Annotated in this window: 21 protein-coding genes; 17 read left to right on the top strand and 4 right to left on the bottom strand. The window is 36.2% G+C overall.

Features of this window, described 5'->3' with window-relative positions; translation table 11 throughout:
- Positions 1 to 130: 130 nt before the first annotated feature.
- Positions 131 to 724: a peptide chain release factor H gene (gene prfH / locus BJL90_RS09045; RefSeq protein WP_070966843.1), complete on the bottom strand. Its 594-nt coding sequence runs from the start codon at positions 722 to 724 to the stop codon at positions 131 to 133.
- A 4-nt stretch (positions 725 to 728) separates the two neighbouring features.
- Complete coding sequence (locus BJL90_RS09050) at positions 729 to 1,796, bottom strand: RNA ligase RtcB family protein (RefSeq protein WP_070966846.1); 1,068 nt, start codon at positions 1,794 to 1,796, stop codon at positions 729 to 731.
- Between the two features lie 536 nt (positions 1,797 to 2,332).
- On the opposite strand from BJL90_RS09050, the gene BJL90_RS09055 reads away from it, so the two are divergent.
- The 13 genes from BJL90_RS09055 to BJL90_RS09110 all read left to right on the top strand — a co-directional run bounded on the left by BJL90_RS09055 (position 2,333) and on the right by BJL90_RS09110 (position 11,469).
- Entirely contained in the window at positions 2,333 to 2,689 is a 357-nt protein-coding gene (locus BJL90_RS09055; RefSeq protein ID WP_070966849.1) for a Na-translocating system protein MpsC family protein, read from the top strand.
- 111 nt (positions 2,690 to 2,800) lie between these two features.
- Positions 2,801 to 2,971 (top strand): hypothetical protein, encoded by a 171-nt coding sequence (locus BJL90_RS21880; protein WP_205684284.1) that lies wholly within the window; start codon positions 2,801 to 2,803, stop codon positions 2,969 to 2,971.
- Between the two features lie 263 nt (positions 2,972 to 3,234).
- Positions 3,235 to 3,816 carry a carbon monoxide dehydrogenase beta subunit family protein gene (locus BJL90_RS09060; protein ID WP_070966853.1) on the top strand — a complete coding sequence of 194 codons (582 nt, stop codon included), beginning with the start codon at positions 3,235 to 3,237 and terminating at the stop codon, positions 3,814 to 3,816.
- Entirely contained in the window at positions 3,813 to 4,955 is a 1,143-nt protein-coding gene (locus BJL90_RS09065) for a transketolase C-terminal domain-containing protein (protein ID WP_070966856.1), read from the top strand. Before BJL90_RS09060 ends, BJL90_RS09065 begins: the two co-directional genes overlap by 4 nt.
- Positions 4,952 to 5,815: a thiamine pyrophosphate-dependent enzyme gene (locus BJL90_RS09070; RefSeq protein ID WP_070966859.1), complete on the top strand. Its 864-nt coding sequence runs from the start codon at positions 4,952 to 4,954 to the stop codon at positions 5,813 to 5,815. The genes BJL90_RS09065 and BJL90_RS09070 overlap by 4 nt, the downstream gene beginning before the upstream one ends.
- Entirely contained in the window at positions 5,808 to 6,503 is a 696-nt protein-coding gene (locus BJL90_RS09075) for a 2-oxoacid:acceptor oxidoreductase family protein (RefSeq protein ID WP_070966861.1), read from the top strand. The genes BJL90_RS09070 and BJL90_RS09075 overlap by 8 nt, the downstream gene beginning before the upstream one ends.
- 2 nt (positions 6,504 to 6,505) lie before the next feature.
- Complete coding sequence (locus BJL90_RS09080; protein ID WP_070966863.1) at positions 6,506 to 6,697, top strand: 4Fe-4S binding protein; 192 nt, start codon at positions 6,506 to 6,508, stop codon at positions 6,695 to 6,697.
- A 216-nt stretch (positions 6,698 to 6,913) separates the two neighbouring features.
- Positions 6,914 to 8,170: a competence/damage-inducible protein A gene (locus tag BJL90_RS09085; protein ID WP_070966865.1), complete on the top strand. Its 1,257-nt coding sequence runs from the start codon at positions 6,914 to 6,916 to the stop codon at positions 8,168 to 8,170.
- A gap of 108 nt (positions 8,171 to 8,278) precedes the next feature.
- A complete protein-coding gene (locus BJL90_RS09090; protein ID WP_070966869.1) occupies positions 8,279 to 9,025 on the top strand; it encodes a metal-dependent hydrolase in 747 nt (248 codons plus the stop codon).
- A gap of 249 nt (positions 9,026 to 9,274) precedes the next feature.
- Positions 9,275 to 9,991, top strand: coding sequence for an HAD family hydrolase (locus BJL90_RS09095; RefSeq protein WP_070966872.1), 717 nt, complete (start codon positions 9,275 to 9,277; stop codon positions 9,989 to 9,991).
- Positions 9,992 to 10,164: 173 nt separating this feature from the next.
- A complete protein-coding gene (locus BJL90_RS09100) occupies positions 10,165 to 10,473 on the top strand; it encodes a hypothetical protein (RefSeq protein WP_070966875.1) in 309 nt (102 codons plus the stop codon).
- 6 nt (positions 10,474 to 10,479) lie between these two features.
- Positions 10,480 to 11,082 carry a molybdenum cofactor guanylyltransferase gene (gene mobA / locus BJL90_RS09105; protein WP_070966878.1) on the top strand — a complete coding sequence of 201 codons (603 nt, stop codon included), beginning with the start codon at positions 10,480 to 10,482 and terminating at the stop codon, positions 11,080 to 11,082.
- A gap of 24 nt (positions 11,083 to 11,106) precedes the next feature.
- Positions 11,107 to 11,469, top strand: a complete 363-nt coding sequence (locus BJL90_RS09110) for an Asp23/Gls24 family envelope stress response protein (protein WP_070966879.1) — start codon at positions 11,107 to 11,109, stop codon at positions 11,467 to 11,469.
- Between the two features lie 74 nt (positions 11,470 to 11,543).
- Here BJL90_RS09110 and BJL90_RS22535 read toward each other — a convergent pair whose 3' ends face one another.
- Both BJL90_RS22535 and acpP read right to left on the bottom strand, forming a co-directional pair.
- A complete protein-coding gene (locus BJL90_RS22535; protein ID WP_070966882.1) occupies positions 11,544 to 11,921 on the bottom strand; it encodes a hypothetical protein in 378 nt (125 codons plus the stop codon).
- Between the two features lie 173 nt (positions 11,922 to 12,094).
- On the bottom strand, positions 12,095 to 12,325 hold the full coding sequence (acpP, locus tag BJL90_RS09120; protein ID WP_070966884.1) for an acyl carrier protein: 231 nt from the start codon (positions 12,323 to 12,325) through the stop codon (positions 12,095 to 12,097).
- Positions 12,326 to 12,697: 372 nt separating this feature from the next.
- On the opposite strand from acpP, the gene BJL90_RS09125 reads away from it, so the two are divergent.
- The 4 genes from BJL90_RS09125 to cphA all read left to right on the top strand — a co-directional run bounded on the left by BJL90_RS09125 (position 12,698) and on the right by cphA (position 19,087).
- A complete protein-coding gene (locus BJL90_RS09125; RefSeq protein ID WP_081561919.1) occupies positions 12,698 to 13,609 on the top strand; it encodes a cation diffusion facilitator family transporter in 912 nt (303 codons plus the stop codon).
- A gap of 225 nt (positions 13,610 to 13,834) precedes the next feature.
- Entirely contained in the window at positions 13,835 to 15,448 is a 1,614-nt protein-coding gene (locus tag BJL90_RS09130) for a Na/Pi cotransporter family protein (protein WP_070966887.1), read from the top strand.
- Between the two features lie 148 nt (positions 15,449 to 15,596).
- Positions 15,597 to 16,436 carry a cyanophycinase gene (locus tag BJL90_RS09135; protein ID WP_070966889.1) on the top strand — a complete coding sequence of 280 codons (840 nt, stop codon included), beginning with the start codon at positions 15,597 to 15,599 and terminating at the stop codon, positions 16,434 to 16,436.
- On the top strand, positions 16,433 to 19,087 hold the full coding sequence (cphA, locus tag BJL90_RS09140) for a cyanophycin synthetase (protein WP_070966891.1): 2,655 nt from the start codon (positions 16,433 to 16,435) through the stop codon (positions 19,085 to 19,087). Before BJL90_RS09135 ends, cphA begins: the two co-directional genes overlap by 4 nt.
- The last annotated feature ends 108 nt before the right edge of the window (positions 19,088 to 19,195 follow it).

The following is a 19,195-nucleotide window of genomic DNA, read 5'->3' on the forward strand; positions in this document are numbered from 1 at the left end:
TGTCATTGGCAGCTTTGATTGACGCTTAATTCCCATTAATTTATTAGTGACTTGATAGAGAAACCCCGGATTCTTCCGGGGTTATCATTACATGCATCACTACTCTTCTTTTTTCTGATAACATATGCTACTATTTTATTCGCTTAAACGTTAATCCTTCATAAACCCTTATAGGATTGCCACGTTCCAATAATTCGTGTTGAATCCACATAACTTGTTTAGCTAGTATCTGGGCATCTAAATTTTGTTTGCTGATCATCTCACTTAGGCGGTTTAATGCTAGTTTTTTGTTTAAGTGCTGGGTGCGAGCTTCTGTGCAAACAACAGTGAGACCTGTAGGTGTATGAATTGCTCTAGCCCCTGTTTCAACTTTATTAACATTTTGTCCGCCGTTTCCTCCACATCGAAAGGTTTCAAAGCGAACAACCTTATCAGAAAAATCAATTTTCACCTGTTCTTTGAACATACTTACATCAATAAACCAGTTCTTGCGTTTATGCTTTGGTCTAAAAGGGCTTTGGGCAACCCATTTTATAGTACCCTCTAAATCACTAACATCCTCTTCAACGGATAACACTAGGGATTTATAACAATCCACATATTGTCCTTTTACTTCTTGGACTATTTTTATATCTTTCATTTCTTTCATGAGAATTTTTAAAAATTTCCCTACTGCCAACTCACATTCAGCTGGGCCTTTTCCTGAGCTAATTTGCATTAACATTCAATCACCCCTTATAGGTAAGTACTGGCTTAAGTGTTGCGATAACTTTAATTAATCCAAACTCCAAAAGACTATCAATAACAGTGTCAATATTTTTATATGCTTCTGGAGCCTCTTGAAAAAGCAAATCCGTATCGTGACAAACAATGCGGCTTTTCAGCTTTGTTTCTCTTATAGTATCTTTGTTATACTTTTCACGGATGCGAGATTTACACATGCTTCTGTTCCATTTCCTGCCAGCTCCATGAGATAGAGAGTATGCCGATTCCTCTATCTTGTTCGTCGGCCTAACAATATAAGTAAGAGATCCTCTAGAGCCTGGTATAACTACAGCTCCCACTTCTGCTGAAACTGTCCCCTTACGATGAATAAATAAAATGCCTTTTTGCTCTAGAAAATTATGTTTACAGTCAATCACAGCTTTAGCTTGAGGTGCATATCCTAGATAATCAATCAACTTGTTTGCCACTATGCTGCGGTTACGTTCTGCCCATAATAATGCATTTTCATGCTTTGTAATATAATTTCTTGCTTCAATGCTATTAGCCGAATATCCATGAGGATCACTATAATCCATGAGTATGCTCTGTCCATACCCTCTCGAACCACTATGGACTAACAGTAATAAATCATCCTTAGTAATATTAAGTTTTTCAAATTCACTCTTTTCAAAGACTTCCTCTAAAATCTGAAACTCCGCAAAATGGTTACCAGAGCCAATGGTACCTAGATCATATATAGGACTTGGCTCTTCATAGGGGTTAATTGCTTCAATATCAGCCAATTCCGAAATATGGTTAAGCTTTGTTACCCAACGCTCCATTCTAAACTTCTTCTTTTTAATACCTGTATTAAACAAACCCATGCCACAGCCAATATCATTTCCAATGATATATGGGTAAATTATTCCTTCTGTTATTATTGCAACACCAATTGGTGATTTGCCAGCATGTAGATCAGGCAACCCAACAGCTTTAATCACACCACTTAGATCTGCTAATGCATATAATTGTGTTATTGCAATATGTTCTATCCAATTTTTTGTATTTGTTATTAAAACCGTTTTACTCATTTTAGTCTCCTTTTCTTCTAAAAAAGTACATAAAAAGACCGTGGACCAACAACCCACGGATCATCTCACCCTAAAAATGGCAACAAAAAAACACGATAACCAAAATCGTGCCCTCCGAAACATATTAGGCTTATGGTTGTCTCAAAATTAAAAATTCAATTATTCTCCACCTCGAAATTAGTTACCAACATATGAAACACTCCCTTCACCTAATCATACTTATATTTTTACTACTATTTTATGAATTTCTTGAAGATTTGTCAATGAAATTAATTAAATTGTAATTATTATGTAATGTATTCAACTTCCCTCAAAGTATCAAAAGAGGAGCAAGAGAAAAAAGTAAGACTGGGCATCTAATTAAAGAATAAAAAGCAATTAACCATGTACCCTTGGAAAAAGAGCCCTATTCACATGCCTATCACTCCGTGTCTATACACGTTTAAAATAATTTGACTGAATAATTTGAAAAAAGGCATTGAATTTTATACTTTTACATGGTATAATCTTTCACAAGCAAGAAAAGAGGTGGTATAATGACCAAAGGCCAAGCTGAGGCGAAAATAAGCGAGGCTATAAGTAAATTTGAGATAGAATTTATGGGTAGAGGACCAAAGCAAATAAAGACATTGATTATTCAAGATCTAATCATCATTAGGCTCCAGGGCTTCCTAAGTCAATCTGAACATAAATTGGCAGAGAGCAGTCAAGGAGTTGAGCTGATTAAGAAGATGAGAACAACCCTTTTTGAAAGCGGAAGGTGCTATTTAGAAACTCTCATTAGAAAGGTTGTCGACATAAATATTATAAGTGTACACTCCGATGTTAGCACCAAAACTGGTGAAAAAATCATAGTGATAACGCTTGAAGATAACTTAGAAAAAAGATTTTAAAAACATTAAGTATATAAATAGGGAAGACCAAGCGAAGGGTTGAAAAACCAGGCGTAGTGTAATCCAATAATTATTAACTTTTTATAAGCTGATAATTATTGGATTTTTTTGTTGTATTTAATTTATAAATTAACAGCGGGATATGCTGAAAATATCTATGTTTTAACCATAACCTATGGAGTGATCATCGGTGCAGGGGTGGGAAGCGTTTATGGTCCTCCTATGACGGTAGTAGCTAAATGGTTCCCAGAAAAAAAGGTTTCATTGCAGGTTTTGTGCTGATAGGATTTGGTTTATCACCACTTATAACAGCATCAGCTGCAAGTTATTTAATAGAAAACTATGGATTTATGCCATCGTAATAAGAGGATCATATCAAGCACTTTCTAGGTTGTTTGTTTTGATAAAATTAGCATTCCTAGAGCTCAGATAGCTATTAAATACTAGGATAAAAGTGGAAGGAGGTTTCCGAGAAAGTAACAAAATTTTATCTAAGAACCATCTAATTTCAATGGATTTGTATAAAACAATAGGGGGAGTTACTTATGTCTATGAATTTATATCGTGTACAGGCGGGACCAGAAGGCTATCTTCCACCAGCAGCTGCCTGTATGGGGATAGAACTACCGGAAAAAGGAGAGGCCTTGGTAGAAGGAAACGTAGTTTTAGAAGAGGAAGCAATGCAGAAAATAGTTGAAAAAATCTTATCAGCTAAGAATCCTGTTTTTTTTCCTGGCCCCCTTATTTTGTGGGCTTGGAAGGAAGGTGTGATTGAGAAAGCTGAAGCGGTAAAGGAATTAGCAGAATCGGCAGGAGCAAGAATCATCCCGATGCCTGATTACCGTCCTAAATATCCTATGATCGATGCCGAAGTAGAAATTAATCCCAATCACCCCAACTTAACCATTTGGCACAATAAAATAGATCTTTGTGTTTTTGTAGGGGTTCACTGTCATTACGCTAATTTGGCTTTGAAGATCATTCGAGGAGGAACTGATTGCTATACGATTGCCCTATGTGGAGAGATGGGGCATGAGGATGCTATGATTTCACTGCGGGATGTAGATCTCTTAAAAATAAAAAAACTTAATGAAATCATTAAAATAGCTAAGGGGGGACTTAAATGAAGAACCAGAGGGTTGTCGAACCTGAATACCTATTTTTTAATACCGAAAGAAAGAAAAAGTTTATTACTGGCAGCGAGGCTGTTAAAGAAGCTATTAAGAGGGCCAATGTGGATATGGCTGTCTCTTATCCTATCACCCCACAATCAGAAAGTATGCATCTGGTAGGAGATATCTATGCAGAAGGATACCTTAAGGATTATTTCCGCGGCGAAAACGAATTTGCTGTAATGTCGTCAGTCACTGGTGCCGCCATGGGAGGTGTACGGGTTTTTACTGCCACAGGAGGACCAGGCACATTGCGGGCTTTTGAAATGTTTCCAACATGGGCTGGCGCTAGATTACCCGTGGTCTGTGCTTTTCTCACCAGGGGCGTGAATTCTCCCCTCACGATCCAGCCGGATACAATTGAAATGTCCTTCGTGCTAGATACAGGAATGATTATGCTGCATGCTGAAACAGCCCAGGATCTCTATGATATGGTTCTGAAGGCCTTTGTTATTGCTGAGAAAACCGATGTGCATATCCCTGTAGGAGTTTTTGCTGATGGTTTCTTTGTGACGCATACCAGAGACAGTGTAGAGATAGCACCTGAAGATATTAAACTTCCTCCTTATGATACCTACAGTGCACCAGTACCAGTAATGGACATGGAAAACGCCCCCATAAGACAGATGCGTGATCCCTTTGTGATGAAGAGTAACTTTATCAGCTATGCTGCCCATGCCTCTTGGCAGCAGGAAACAATGGCAGCTATGGAAAGGTCTCGAAAATATATTTATAACTATTTAGGTGGGCTTGTGGAAGTTGAAAATCAAGAGGCTGATATTCTTATTGTTACTTCTGGAACCGCTGTTTCCCAGAGTCGAGAAGCCATAGCCATAGCTCGTGAAGAAGGCTTAGATGTTGGCTTGATAAAAATAAAGAGTATCCGACCCTTTCCGACTGAAGAAATAAGACAATTAACACAAAAGGCAAAGGCCGTCATCGTTCCTGAATTTAACCGAATAGGTTGGTTATCTAGAGAAATCAAGTCTGTAGTCACTGATTCTAGTAAGGTACAAGGAGCTCCTAGAGTGTTCGGAGGAATGACTATGCCTATTGAACTAATTCTCGACGAAATTAGGAGGTGTTCACTATGAACAAAAATTTGATCAAGATTTCTCCCTGTTTTGAAGATATCATGCCCCAGGAATATAAGGAACTAGTGGAGCGAGGTCCCTTCGGTGAAAGCGTTGGCGTTTCTGATTTGGGAACTTTTAAAGAATTGATAGAAGAGCATCCACTTTGTGCCGGTTGCGGATTGGCCCTTTCCCTGCGACTCATTCTGGCTTCGCTGCCTAACCCTGAGGATACCATCATAGTAGGTTCTACTGGATGCAGCGCATTAGCATTTTCGCAGGTAGCAGTACACAATATTCATTCGGTATTTGGTAATCAGAATGCTGTAGCTTCTGGCTTAAAACGAGCATTAAAGCTTAGATTTCCTGATAAGATAAAGGATGTAGTTGTCATAGCTGGCGATGGAGCAACAGCTGATATTGGCTTAGATATGGTGATGCATTCCTGGTTCCGTAAAGAAAATATCACGACAATTATGCTGGATAATGAAGCTTATGCTAATACAGGAGGGCAGGAGAGCGGTATGTCTGTAGAAGGAGCTGTTTTAAACATGGCTCCCAAAGGGAAAAACTTTCCTAAAATAGCTTTAACAGAAATTGCTAAAAAGTCTGGTTGTGGCTATGTGGCTACTTGCTCCCCTGCCAAACCTAAACAATTTGAGAAGATGGTACGTCGAGCTATTTTAGCAGCTAGAGAAACGGCTCCTAGTTATATGCAAATTTTTTGTCCTTGTCCTACTAATTACAAGATTAAACCTCATGATGTTTTAGAAACAATTAAAGTTCGAGAAAAGGACGGAACCTATGTTACTAGTGAATTTTTATCGCCAGAGGTAGAGGAATTATTAAAAGGGTTGGAGGGGGAACAAAATAATGAGTAATAAAATTTCTATCAGAATGTCTGGTTTAGGTGGGCAAGGTGTAGTTACTGCTGCCCATATCCTAGGCTCAGCTGCAACCCAAGACGGAAAATATAGTACGGTTAACCCCTTCTTTGGTGCTGAAAAAAGACTGGCCCCAGCCGAAAGTTACGTACGTATATCCTCAAAACAGATTTATGAGAGGGGAGAAATTCTTTCTCCCAATATTATTATGATTTTTCACCCACATGTAATTACTATGGGTAAATCTTATACTATGCCCTTCTTTGATGGTCTACAGTCAGGAGGCAAAGTGCTGATCAATGCAGATACCCCACTGGAATTTAGTCAGGAAGAAGGAGAGAAACTGGCTGAACTAGATGCCCAGATCTTCTTTGTTCCTGCTACACAAATTGCTACGAACATAGGAGGAACTGAGCTTTCCACCAATATGGCTATGCTGGGTGGATTAATGGGCATTGCCGACTTGGTTACCTATGAATCCCTTAATGTATCTATACAAGAGAGATTCGGCGGCGGCAACTTTGTTGCCTCTGGAACTACCGCAGCCCTAGATGACGTATTAAAGAGCAAATATACAAAAACTGCTCAATTGGTAGAAAAAAATATGAAGGTAATGGAAAACGCTGCTGCTGCTGTTAAGCAATACGTCATTAAAAACGGTCTAAGTGCAAAAGGGGGAATATAATAATGTATGTTTCAGCTAAGGTAAGTAAAGAGAAATGCACTGGGTGTAAGCTATGCATATTTGCCTGCCCCGAACCAAATGTCTTTATATATGTTAAAGAAGATAAAAAAGTAAAAGTAAATGAAAGCCGCTGTAAAGGCTGTGGGTTGTGCGTAACTGTATGTCGTAAAGAGGCTTTGGAGATTCGTGCATAAAAAGGTTTAATTTAGAAAACAGCGTGACCCTAGAGGGTCACGCTGTTTTTATGATGCATGGATCATCAGCTTACCATTGCCTGAATTTTAAAGAATTCTTTCTCCAAAGAATAATTAAACTGTGCTAAAATAAAATAAATATATATTTAAAGAGATAATGAAGGTACTTATAAATTACGACGAAACTAAAAAAACAAAAAATGAAGAGGTGAAAGCATGAAGGCAGAAATTATAGCGGTAGGAACAGAGCTGTTATTGGGGGACATTGTAAATACCAATGCCCAATATATAGCAAGACGATTAGCGGACATAGGCATCTTTGTTTACCATCAAACGGTGGTTGGAGATAATCCTGATAGGGTAAAAAAGGCTTATGAAATTGCCTTTAATAGGGCAGATATTGTTATCACAACTGGCGGTTTAGGACCTACAAAAGATGATTTGACAAAGGAAATAGCAGCAGAATATTTTCAAAAAAAACTTCAATTAGATGAAGCTTCCTTAGAAGCCATGAAGGAATACCTTTTAAGGCGCAATCATCCAATTACAGAAGGCAATAAAAAGCAGGCCTATTTTCCAGAGGGAGCGATCATTGTGAAAAATGATAATGGCACTGCTCCTGGGTGTATTATAGAGGAAGATAAAAAAACAATGATTCTTTTACCAGGACCTCCTAGAGAGATGATTCCTATGCTAGAGAGTCAAGTATTGCCTTATTTGAGTCAATATCAAGAAGGTACGTTGGTATCAAAGGTTTTAAGAATTTGTGGTATTGGTGAAAGCGCTATGGAGGAACTGATTGAAGATATTATGGAAAAACAAAGTAATCCTACCATAGCCCCCTATGCAAAAGAGGGAGAAGTGATTTTAAGAATTACAGCCAAAGCGCAAGATGAGGATGAAGCTGAAAAACTGATTTTTCCAGTAGAAGAACAACTGCGCAGCAGGTTGCAAAATTATATTTATGGAGAAGGAGAAGTTTCTCTTGAGGAAGTGGTAGGAAAAATGCTTATTGATCACAAACTAACCATAGCTACTGCAGAATCCTGTAGTGGAGGGTTGTTAGCAGCAAAAATCATCAACTATCCAGGGATATCTTCTGTGTTTATGGAGGGTGTGATTACTTATAGCAATGAAGCCAAGATACAACGTTTGGGGGTAAAACCAGAGACATTACAGACCTATGGTGCTGTCAGCAGAGAAACTGCTGGTGAGATGGCAGCAGGGGTTGCTAAAATGGGAAATACGGACATAGGCATATCTATTACTGGTATTGCTGGACCAACAGGAGGAACAGCAGAAAAACCAGTAGGTTTGATTTATGCAGGATTATCTATCAAAGGCAAATTGCACACCAAAGAATTGTTTTTTAAAGGAGATCGACAAAAATTACGAAACTTTGCTGCTACGCAAACCTTGTGCTGGCTAAGACAGATGTTAATAGAAGAAGGATATGATAGGCAGATAAAATAGGAAAGTAGTGAAGAGTCAGTAAGATGAATAAACTTAGCGCTAGAAGGGTTGCGCAAAACATATGTTCCTATTATAATAATCATAGGCAACGGATAAAGGAGGGAGCGTATGTTAGGAAGAACCCACATAGCCCTAGGTTTAACCACAGCATTATTCACAGCAACCTTTATAGGCATTTCTGCCATTGGAGGTAGTTTGGACACTATGGCATTAGGAATGATTGTTATCGCGGCACTTTTGCCGGATTTAGATATGGGGACTTCTTCGCTGGGAGGAAAGTTTGGTATATTAAAGGCCCATCATATAAAGAAACTCTGGCTATTGGTTTTAATAGTATTAGGGGTTTTCACAGTTGTTTACTTGCAGGAAACACCTATTTTTTACGGTATTTTGTTTGTTCTTTTATTAGGCAGTATATTTGCTAAGGATTTTGCACAAAAAGGATATCATGTATTAAGAAATTTTACACAAGGAATGGTAGGAATAGGCTTTATAGCAGCAGCTTATTTCTATCAGCAGCCTCCTTTAGTGGGAATAGGAATCATTCTTTTGATACTACTTCTTAGTAAACACAGAGGATTGTCTCATTCTATCGTTTTTGTGCTACTGAATTATATCATTGTGAAAAGTATCACTACTTTTTATGATTATAAAGACTATAGCCTATTATTTACCATGAGTATGGCTTCTCACATTGTAGGAGACATGTTTACAAGGGCAGGGGTGATGTTATTTTATCCCTTCAGTCAAAAAAAAATAAAGTTTCCCTTTACGATAAAAACAGGGGGAAAACTAGAAAACCTATTGTTTTTTGCTACTTGTTTGTTAGCTTTTAAACTTATAAAGTCTTTATAGATATGTGACTATAAAATTTAACAAAACACACGTTCATGCGGTTTCGAACATGAAGAATGCTATAGCTTACTCTAAGAAAAAATACGATCCCCTGCAAGCTCGCTTTGCTCAGGACTTAACGTATTTTTTCTTTACTATAAGCTAAGAATCGTCCTTTAACACGATGAAAAATTGTTTTATCTACGTTTATTGTATATAATGAAAGCATATACGATAAATGTAAAACAAAGAAACAGAAGGGAGAATCCTATGTTAAAAACAATATTATTTGACTTAGATGGAACATTACTGCCATTTAAAATGGAGGATTTTATAAAAAAGTATTTTGAAGAATTGGGAAAAAAGTTTCAAAATTATTTTACCTTTAAGGAACTACAAAACCTTCTATGGGAATCAACAGAATACATGATAAGGAATATGGAAGTAGATAAGACCAACGCCGACGCTTTCTTTGAAGACTTCTATAGTAAGACAACCCATTCTCCTGATAGGTTAATGCCTTTATTTGAAGATTTTTATACCAATGATTTTCCTAAGATCAAAGAAGTTACAAAACAAAGTGAGTATATCGTTAAGGCTATCTCTTTGCTAAAAGAAAAAAAATATGAATTAATTGTAGCTACAAATCCATTGTTTCCCAAACAGGCGATATTACATAGAATTGAATGGGCGGGGCTAAATAAAGATGACTTTGCTTTTATTACAAACTTTGAAGAAATGCACTTCTGTAAACCTCATTTGCATTTTTATCAAGAACTTTTAGAAAAAATTAATAGACAGCCACAGGAATGTATGATGGTTGGAAACGATGTGGAAGAAGATATGATAGCAAAAAAATTGGGTTGTATAACTTATCTTATAGAGGATTATAAAATACAGCGATCAGAAAATGCAGATACAATAGACTATAGGGGAAAGTACGAGGATTTCTATGAATTTGTAAAAGCCCTACCGCTTATTAAATAAAATCGGACTCCATTCATGAGTATGTGGAAAAAATCTGCATTTTAGCTTTTGTGGCAGTTATTTAATTTGTTCACCTAGAAGTGGGGGTTTTAGCAACACACCGAAGGATAAATTCTATGAAAAAATAGTATAATAGAGAATAAGACAGCGCGTATAAAGGATGTGAAAGATGTATGGCGGCATGTGGCGGATGTAATAAGAAAAGCAACACACAAAAAAAGAAATGTCCTTTATGTAAAAAGCTCAGCGGCAGTATACATTATATGGCGATAAGACCAGTAGTAAAGGAGGATTTAGAAAAGTTCGTACAAAAAGATAATTATTATATCTGCAATAACGCAGATTGTGATGTGGTATTCTTTAATGAAGGGGAGGACATCATCTTCCTGACTAGAGATATCAATATGGCGGCAAATTTTCAAGAAGTATCAAAAAACCATACCAAATGTAACAAAGGATGTGAAGATTGTAAAGGGGGATGATGGGCTATGAAGGAGAAGGGAATATCAGCGGTGATATTGGCTGGTGGAGGAAGTACTAGAATGGGAAGAAATAAAGCTTTACTACAACTAGGGGAGAAGACCATGATTGAAATAGTCGTAGATACTTTGCGTCCGGTCTTTGATGAAATTATTTTGGTGACAAACCACCCTGAAGAATATTCTAAGTTAAAGGATATACTATTTGTAAAGGATAAGATGATTACCAAGGAAAAAAATTCTTTGGTAGGTATTTATACAGGGTTAGCTATAGCTAAAAATCCTTATACCTTTGTTGTACCCTGCGATATGCCCTTTATCGATCAAGACTTAATTGATTATATGACGAGACAATTAGAGGATGAAGATGTAATAATCCCTTTTGTAGAAGGCCATTATCAGCCGCTGCATGCAATCTATGGAAAACGATGCAAAGATCCTATAAAAAAAATGCTAGAGGCAGAACAATATAAAATCATCAACTTTTTTCACGAGGTTTCCGTAAAAACGATTGATGATGAGACCGTAAAAAAGTTTTCTAAAGACATGAAGTGTTTTTTGAATATCAATACCTATGATGCTTACTTAAAAGTGCGGCAACAGTGGAAATGAAATTATAAATGAGAGGTGAAGAATATGTCAAAGGATCCGATGGAAATTATAGGTCAACAGGGAAAAATCAAAATTGCCCATGATATTCTCATGACAATAGCACGACATACTGCTGAAGAGGTGGAAGGTATTGTATCAATAAAAGGAGGACTTCCGGGAGGCATTATTGAACTTTTCAGTAAGAAGAGCAGCACGAAAAAAGGCGTGAAAATACAAAATCAAGAAGCGCAAGTGGTGATTAATCTCTCGGTTGTGGTAAATTATGGGGCGGTTATTCCTGAAATTGTAAGAAAAGTTCAGGAAAAAGTAAAAAGTTCTGTAGAATCCATGACAGATATTCAAGTCTCCAAGGTAAATGTCTTTGTTCAAGATGTAAATATTCCATGATAGATAGAAGCAATAAAAAAAGATAAAATCAGGTGAAAGATTTACCCGATTTTATCTTTTTTTATTTCAATAAACTAACAATCGTGACGATCATGACGATCATGACGATCATGACGATCATCATAATGATGTTCATAATACATCATTTTATGTTTATAGGCCTCTGCTTTATGCATATAGGCCATGTGCATATGCATATAATACATTTTTTTCATATGTTCGTAATCGTGAGGATGCATAGGCATATCCGGCATCATTGGAGGACATATCGGCATGGGTAGAGGCATAGCCGGCATGTGTCCTGGCATGCCTGGCATAGGCATGGCTGGCATATGTCCGGGTATACCTGGCATAGGCATAGCTGGCATATGTCCTGGCGGCATAGGCATAGTAGGATAAGGCATACAATCATCCGTTGAAGGATAATTCATATTTTCTTTTATTGTTTCCACAAAAAAACCCCCTAGTATATAGATTTGTATGAGTTCTTTACTCCTTTAGTTATAGGATATGACACACTTAGCTTTTGGAAACTTGGCCAAGAAAAAAATGTTGTATAAAATGAATGAATGATAAAAAACCACCTGTTATTGTACAATAACAAGTGGTTTTTTATAAAAAGCCTTTATTTGTTTTTTTCAACGTATTCAACAATATCTCCAATGTTTTTAAAGCCTTCTGCTTCTTCATCGGGAATTTCTACTCCGAATTCATCTTCGATAGCCATAATAATTTCTACTGCATCTAATGAGTCAGCATCTAAATCGTTAATCAGCGAAGTAGCTGGTGTAATAGATTCAACATCACTAACCCCTAATTGTTCTGCAATAATTTCTTTGATTTTTTCAAATAACATAAGATCTCCTGATTTCGTATGTAAGATTACGTCTCAGGATTTCACCTCCTTAAATAGTTATTATTTTTAATGATTTACTATGGAATAAACCAATACCTATATATTATAGGCAAAAGTTTATAATTAGAATACCATAAAAACTAAAATTTGTGTATATTTTGTTTAGTAAAATTCATTGTAAAAATCACTTGCGAAGAGCAGCCATAAGTTAGTTTTTTAAAAAGCCTTAAAAGATAAGTATAGTAAATTTCAATTGATAATAAAATTTACTACAAATCTATAAAAAATATTATAAATTATGGGGTTTACAAATATAATTATAGTGAATATAATGATTGTATAATTTCATTTGATAATTAGGAGGCATGGTTGATGAAGTTAGATTCAAATAATTCTTTTTTTATGAACAAAGTTAATCATATTATATTTATTACGATTATTATGAATGTGTTTTTAGTTTTAATGAAATTGGGGGCTGGATATTTTTCAGGAAGCAAAGCTTTAATTGCAGATGGATTACATTCTGCTTCTGATATCGTTACTTCTATTGGTGTGATTATTGGTATAGCCATAGCAAAAAAACCTAGAGATGATCATCACCAATATGGGCATGAAAAAGTGGAGACGATAGCGGCTTTTCTCTTAGCGATAGCACTAATTTATACTGGTGTAAAAATTGGATTAGGTTCCGCCATGTCCATCCTTCATGAGGATATGACCGTACCAGGAAAATTTGCCATATATGCAGCACTTATTTCAATTTTTGTAAAGGAGTTACAGTACCAAATCACATTTAAAATAGGGAAAAAAGTGAACAGCAGTGCCTTGATGGCAGATGCATGGCATCATCGTTCAGATGCCCTTTCCTCGATAGCAGCATTTATTGGCGTAATGGGGGGGCGTTTAGGGTTTCCCATATTAGACCCTTTAGCGGGTGTGATTGTTTCAATCGTTGTGATGAAGGTAGGTGGTGAAATATTTATAGATTGTTTCCAGCAGTTGATAGATGTATCTATCCAGCTAAAAGAATTAGAAAGTGTAAAACAATCTATATTGAAAGAGAGTAGAGTGCAGTGCATTAATGACATTCGAACGAGGAAGCATGGCTCTAAAGTCTTTGTAGACATAAGGGTTTGTGTGGATGCTACAATGGACATCTATGATGGGCATTGCGTAGCTGAAGAAGTGGAACATATTATTAAAACAGAGGTAAATAATGTAAAAGATGTTATTGTTCATTTAGATCCATTTCCTGATTATGATGAAGAAAAAGAAGTTTTTTAACTTCTTTTTGTTTTTTTGTAGGAATTTGTAGCAATGTATAATGGTATTTGGTATAATAGCACACGGGAAATATGTTAAATTACTATTAAATCCCTGTTAAGAAACTTAACACAAATTTAACACTGATTTAACATTGATTTAATAGGAATAGTATATTATTTTATAATGTGCGTAAAACATAAGGTAAAGAATTTTCTTAACCAAAGAAAAAAAGGGAGGATCTTCATGGAAATCTTATTTGGCGTGTTGGGTGGACTGGGTTTATTCTTATATGGTATGAATGTTATGAGTAATGGCCTACAAAAAGCTGCTGGTGACAAATTAAAATCTATCATTGGCTTGCTGACCACCAACAGAATTATGGCGGTTACAGTGGGGGCGGTTGTTACCGCTATTGTGCAAAGTAGTAGTGCCTCTACTGTTATGGTGGTAGGTTTTGTAAATGCTGGTATGATGAAATTAACTCAGGCAGTGGGGGTAATTATGGGAGCCAATATTGGTACCACCATTACAGCTCAAATTATTACTTTTAAGATTGAAAAATATGCCCCTATCATTGTAGGGATTGCGGTAGCCGTATGGTTGTTTAGTAAGAACAGAAAAGTAAAGCAGCTGGCAGAAGCCTTTATTGGTTTTGGCATCCTCTTTATAGGTATGAAACTTATGGGAGATGCTTTAAGACCTTTAAGAGAATATGAGCCTTTTAGGGAGATGCTAATCAACTTTGGAGAACATCCTTTTTTAGCGATATTAGCAGGTTTTGCTATTACCGTTGCAGTACAGAGCAGTACCGCTTCTACCGGTATTTTGCTGGCTTTAGCTATGGAGGGACTGATTCCTATTAAGTCAGGGTTACCTATATTATTTGGGATCAATATGGGTACGACAATTACTGCTATTCTTTCTAGTATAGGTGCCAGCAACACAGCAAAACGAGCAGCAGCTTTTCACTTTTTATTTAATCTTATAGGTACCCTTATATTCATCTCTTTCCTACAGGGACCAACCTATAGGATTATCACCTATTTAACGCCGAATGATATACCAAGACAAATTGCCAATGCCCATACATTGTTTAATATAACCACTACTTTACTTTTACTTCCTTTCTCAGGCTTACTAGTAAGAGCGGCAAAGAAAATTGTTCCAGGAGAAGAGGAAACTACCCGTGGCATAAAATATATAGATAATCGTATTTTAGAAACCCCTTCAATTGCTACGGCAAGTGCTATTAAAGAAACCCTGCACATGGGAAATGTAGCAAAGGAATCCCTAGAAAATGCCTTGGATGCCTTCGCAAAAAATGACCAGAAGAAGCTTAATGAAACCTTAAGCTTGGAAAAGGTAGTGAATGAACTAGAACGAGAATTATCTGCTTACTTGGTAAAACTATCTAATACCAACATCTCTCAAGATAATCGTGAGACTGTCACCGGCTTATTTAATACCATCAATGATATTGAAAGAGTAGGGGACCATGCAGAAAATATAGCGGAATTAGCACAATATAAAATAGACAATCAGTTGATTTTTTCTGATAAGGCATTAGAAGAATTAGACAAAATTGCTGGATTAGCTTTAAGGGCATATGTCAATTCTTTAACTGCTATGAGAAACCTAGATGCTAGTTTAGCCATGAAGGTAATAGAAAATGAAGGACAAGTAGATTTCATGGAGAAAAACTTAAGAGCAAGTCATATTGAGAGATTAAATAAACAACAGTGTATGCCAACCTCTGGCGTGATTTATCTTGATGTATTAAGTAATTTAGAAAGAATTGCGGATCACTCTTCTAATATTGCTATGGCAGTATTAGATAAAGTAAAGGCACAAAAATAAAAAGCGTATTATTTATAAGGGAAGGAAGTTCAATACATTGAGCTTCCTTCCCTTTATTTATTGTGGAAAATATAGAAAAAATAATAAATTTGAATATTTAGAAGCTTAAGGGATAAAATAAAAATAGTTTAATTGGAAGGGGTTCACTATGGAAAAAGAAGAAAATATACGTTTAATTATTATCGGTGGTGGAGAAGATAAACGCACTGACAAAGAAATATTAAAAAAAGTTGTTGCTTTATCTGGTGGGGATCAAGCAAACATAGCAGTGATAACAACAGCTACCAACTATCCACTAGAGGTGGGAGAAGAATATAAAAGAATTTTTTATGACTTAGGTGTCAATAAAGTCGATACCATTAATATAGCCAGTAGAAAAGAAGCAAATCAAAGACAAGTCATTCGAAGTCTACAGAACACAAACTGTATTTTTTTTGTGGGTGGAGATCAATTAAGGATTTCTAGCATATTAGGAGGCACAGAGTTTCACAGCTTTATAAAGAGCAGATTAGAAGAAGGCTTAATTGTAGCTGGTACCAGTGCAGGGGCTTCGATGATGAGCGAGGTTATGGTGGTGGAGGGAGATGAAGAGGATGCTCCGAGAAAATGTACTGTGAAAATGGCTCCAGGCATGGGGTTTCTAAAAGGGGTTATTATAGATCAACACTTTAATCAGCGTGGAAGAATAGGAAGGTTACTGGGAGCAGTGGCCCAAAATCCCTATGCTCTTGGTATAGGAATCGATGAAGATACAGCCATCATCATTAATGATAAAAACGAATTAAAGGTAATAGGCTCAGGGGTGATCACCATTGTAGATGGAAAAAATATCAACTACACTAATATCTCTGAGCAGTATCCAGACGAACCTTTAGCCATTACAAATGTAAATGTTCATATTCTACCTACAAGGTATAAATATAGTTTAGTAAATAGAAGTGCTATTGTCTACGAACCGCAGACAAAGGAAGAGGAGGACAATAAATGAAGTTGTTGAGGACTAAGGTATATTATGGAAGAAATATCTACGCCCATTTTCCTGTGATCAGAGTAGATATAGACCTAAAAAATTATGTAAATATACCTACATGTGATATAGAAGGATTTAATGAAGGTCTTTTGGCTGTTTTACCTGGTTTAAAAGAACATAAATGTAGTATTGGTACCACTGGAGGATTTGTGAAAAGACTAAACCGAGGTACTTATTTAGCCCATGTTATGGAGCACATGACACTAGAAATTCAAAATCTATTGGGTTATGATCTGAAGTTTGGAAAAGCAAGATATCTAGAGAACGATTCTGTTTACTATATTGTTTTTTCCTATGAAAATCCAACTGCTGGCGAAGAAGCAGCCCTATTAGCTTTTGATATCATACAGTCTCTTTTGCACAAAAAAAGCATCAATTTTGAAAAGAGGTTGCAGCAAATCAAACAAAAAATTACTTCAAATACATTAGGACCTAGTACCGCTTCTATTGTAGAAGAAGCTAAAAAAAGAAATATACCTGTTATGAGAATTGGAGGAGAAAGTTTAATACAATTAGGTTATGGAAAATATGCTAAAAAGATTCAAGCAACCATCACAGAAAATACTAACTGTATAGCGGTTGATATTGCCTGCGATAAAGAACTTACCAAGAATATATTGCGTACCTATGGTATTCCGGTGCCAGATGGAGGGGTTGTGGAGAGTTATGAAGCCTCTAAAAGTATTATAAAGGAAATTGGCTTTCCTGTGGTTGTAAAGCCTTATAATGGCAACCAAGGCAAAGGCGTATCTTTGAATCTCAACTCCATGAAGGAAGTAAAAAAAGCTTTTAGTATAGCTAAAAAATATAGCAATAAAGTGTTAATAGAAAAGTATATCTTAGGAAGACATTATCGTGCAACGGTGGTAGGAGAAAAGGTAATCGCAGTTTCAGAACGGATTGCAGCCCATGTTATAGGCAATGGTATCAATACCATTAAAGAGTTAATTGAGATAGAAAACCTAAACCCATTAAGAGGAGAAGGACATGAAAAGCCATTAACAAAAATTACAATAGATGATGTTATGTTGTTACTACTAAAAAAAACAGGTAAAACTTTAGAGGAAATTCCTCAAAAAGGAGAAATCATCTACTTAAGAGAAAACGACAATTTGAGTACTGGAGGCATTGCTATAGATGTCACAGAAAACATTCATCCTGATAATGTTAAGCTAGCTATCAATGCCACTAGAGCTATCGGCTTAGATGTAGCCGGCATAGATATAACTGTTAAAGATATAGGTGCACCTATAGTAGAAGAGGGAGGAGCCGTTATTGAAGTCAATGCTTGTCCCGGCATAAGAATGCACCATTATCCATCTCAAGGCAAAAGTAGGAATGTAGCAAAGTCAATCCTAGATACTTTGTTTCCAGAAAAACAACCTTGTGCTATACCTATTGTGTCTGTAACTGGAACCAATGGTAAAACCACCACCACTAGAATGTTGGCGAAGATTTTTAAAGAAAGTGGCTTATTGGTGGGTATGACCAGCACTGGCGGGGTTTTTGTGCAGGAGAAACAAATCATCCAAGGAGATACAACTGGACCTAAAAGTGCTCAAGCAGTACTGATGGATAAAAGAGTAGAGTTGGCAGTTTTAGAAACTGCAAGAGGTGGTATTGTAAATAAGGGTCTTGGCTATGATTTAGCAGATATTGGTGTTATCACAAATATAGGTGATGATCATCTAGGGATAGATGGTATCAACACACTAGAAGAAATGGCTGATGTCAAGTCCCTCGTTGTAGAAGCTGTAAAAAAGGATGGTTATGCAGTATTAAATGCTGAAGATAACTATACAAATAGAGTGCTTGAAAGAGTAAAATGTAATATTATTTATTTTGCGAAAGATCCGTCAAATGAATGCCTTCAAACCCATATGAAAAATGGAGGAAAGGCAGTCTATTTAAAGGATAAGACAATCTATATTTTTGATGGGAAAAAAGAAATGGAAGTAATTGAGGTTGAAAAGATTCCTGCCACTTTTGGAGGTGTGTTAGAACACAATATAGAGAATGGTATGGCAGCTATAGCAGCAGCACATGCTTATAATATAGATATAAAAATTATCAATGTCGCTTTAAGTCAGTTTTATACAGATACGATTAATAATCCTGGTAGATTTAATGTATTTGATGTAAAGAATTTTAAAGTAATTATTGATTATGGTCATAATATAGATGGGTACAATAAAGTATTAGAGGCATTAAACAAAATAAAATCAACACGTTTAATAGGCGTAGTGGGTGTACCGGGAGATAGGACGGATATAAACATCTTAAAGGTAGGGGAAGTTTCAGGAAAATACTTTGATTATGCTTATATTAAAGAAGATAAAAACTTGAGAGGAAGAAAAGCTGGAGAAGTAGCGGGACTCTTGAAAAAAGGTTGTAATCTCGGAGGCCTTAATGAATATAGTATGGAAATTGAACTATGTGAAATCAAGGCCTTAGAAAAGGCAATGGAAAAGGCAGAAGCGGGAGATATGATCGTGGTGTTTTATGAAGAGTATGCGCCACTGGTGGAAGCCATTGAGCGGTTTGAAAATAAAATTGATACAATGAATCCAGCAGTTTCAGACTTAAAGATTGTAAAAGTCGGCCCCTAAACCTAGGGGCTTTACTTTTGTTTTTTAAAATACCAATATGGAATTCTATTTGTAATTATAGATAATATTGTATATTATAGAAGTAAAATCTATATAAATAATACTAAG

It is taken from the genome of Clostridium formicaceticum, assembly GCF_001854185.1.
In the GTDB taxonomy this organism is placed as follows: Bacteria; Bacillota; Clostridia; order Peptostreptococcales; family Natronincolaceae; genus Andreesenella; species Andreesenella formicacetica.

Coding starts and splice junctions, on each gene's coding strand:
- prfH (WP_070966843.1), bottom strand. CDS start 724: ATGTTAATGCAAATTAGCTCAGGAAAAGGCCCAGCTGAATGTGAGTTG.
- BJL90_RS09050 (WP_070966846.1), bottom strand. CDS start 1,796: ATGAGTAAAACGGTTTTAATAACAAATACAAAAAATTGGATAGAACAT.
- BJL90_RS09055 (WP_070966849.1), top strand. CDS start 2,333: ATGACCAAAGGCCAAGCTGAGGCGAAAATAAGCGAGGCTATAAGTAAA.
- BJL90_RS09060 (WP_070966853.1), top strand. CDS start 3,235: ATGTCTATGAATTTATATCGTGTACAGGCGGGACCAGAAGGCTATCTT.
- BJL90_RS09065 (WP_070966856.1), top strand. CDS start 3,813: ATGAAGAACCAGAGGGTTGTCGAACCTGAATACCTATTTTTTAATACC.
- BJL90_RS09070 (WP_070966859.1), top strand. CDS start 4,952: ATGAACAAAAATTTGATCAAGATTTCTCCCTGTTTTGAAGATATCATG.
- BJL90_RS09075 (WP_070966861.1), top strand. CDS start 5,808: ATGAGTAATAAAATTTCTATCAGAATGTCTGGTTTAGGTGGGCAAGGT.
- BJL90_RS09080 (WP_070966863.1), top strand. CDS start 6,506: ATGTATGTTTCAGCTAAGGTAAGTAAAGAGAAATGCACTGGGTGTAAG.
- BJL90_RS09085 (WP_070966865.1), top strand. CDS start 6,914: ATGAAGGCAGAAATTATAGCGGTAGGAACAGAGCTGTTATTGGGGGAC.
- BJL90_RS09090 (WP_070966869.1), top strand. CDS start 8,279: ATGTTAGGAAGAACCCACATAGCCCTAGGTTTAACCACAGCATTATTC.
- BJL90_RS09095 (WP_070966872.1), top strand. CDS start 9,275: ATGTTAAAAACAATATTATTTGACTTAGATGGAACATTACTGCCATTT.
- BJL90_RS09100 (WP_070966875.1), top strand. CDS start 10,165: ATGGCGGCATGTGGCGGATGTAATAAGAAAAGCAACACACAAAAAAAG.
- mobA (WP_070966878.1), top strand. CDS start 10,480: ATGAAGGAGAAGGGAATATCAGCGGTGATATTGGCTGGTGGAGGAAGT.
- BJL90_RS09110 (WP_070966879.1), top strand. CDS start 11,107: ATGTCAAAGGATCCGATGGAAATTATAGGTCAACAGGGAAAAATCAAA.
- acpP (WP_070966884.1), bottom strand. CDS start 12,325: ATGTTATTTGAAAAAATCAAAGAAATTATTGCAGAACAATTAGGGGTT.
- BJL90_RS09125 (WP_081561919.1), top strand. CDS start 12,698: ATGAAGTTAGATTCAAATAATTCTTTTTTTATGAACAAAGTTAATCAT.
- BJL90_RS09130 (WP_070966887.1), top strand. CDS start 13,835: ATGGAAATCTTATTTGGCGTGTTGGGTGGACTGGGTTTATTCTTATAT.
- BJL90_RS09135 (WP_070966889.1), top strand. CDS start 15,597: ATGGAAAAAGAAGAAAATATACGTTTAATTATTATCGGTGGTGGAGAA.
- cphA (WP_070966891.1), top strand. CDS start 16,433: ATGAAGTTGTTGAGGACTAAGGTATATTATGGAAGAAATATCTACGCC.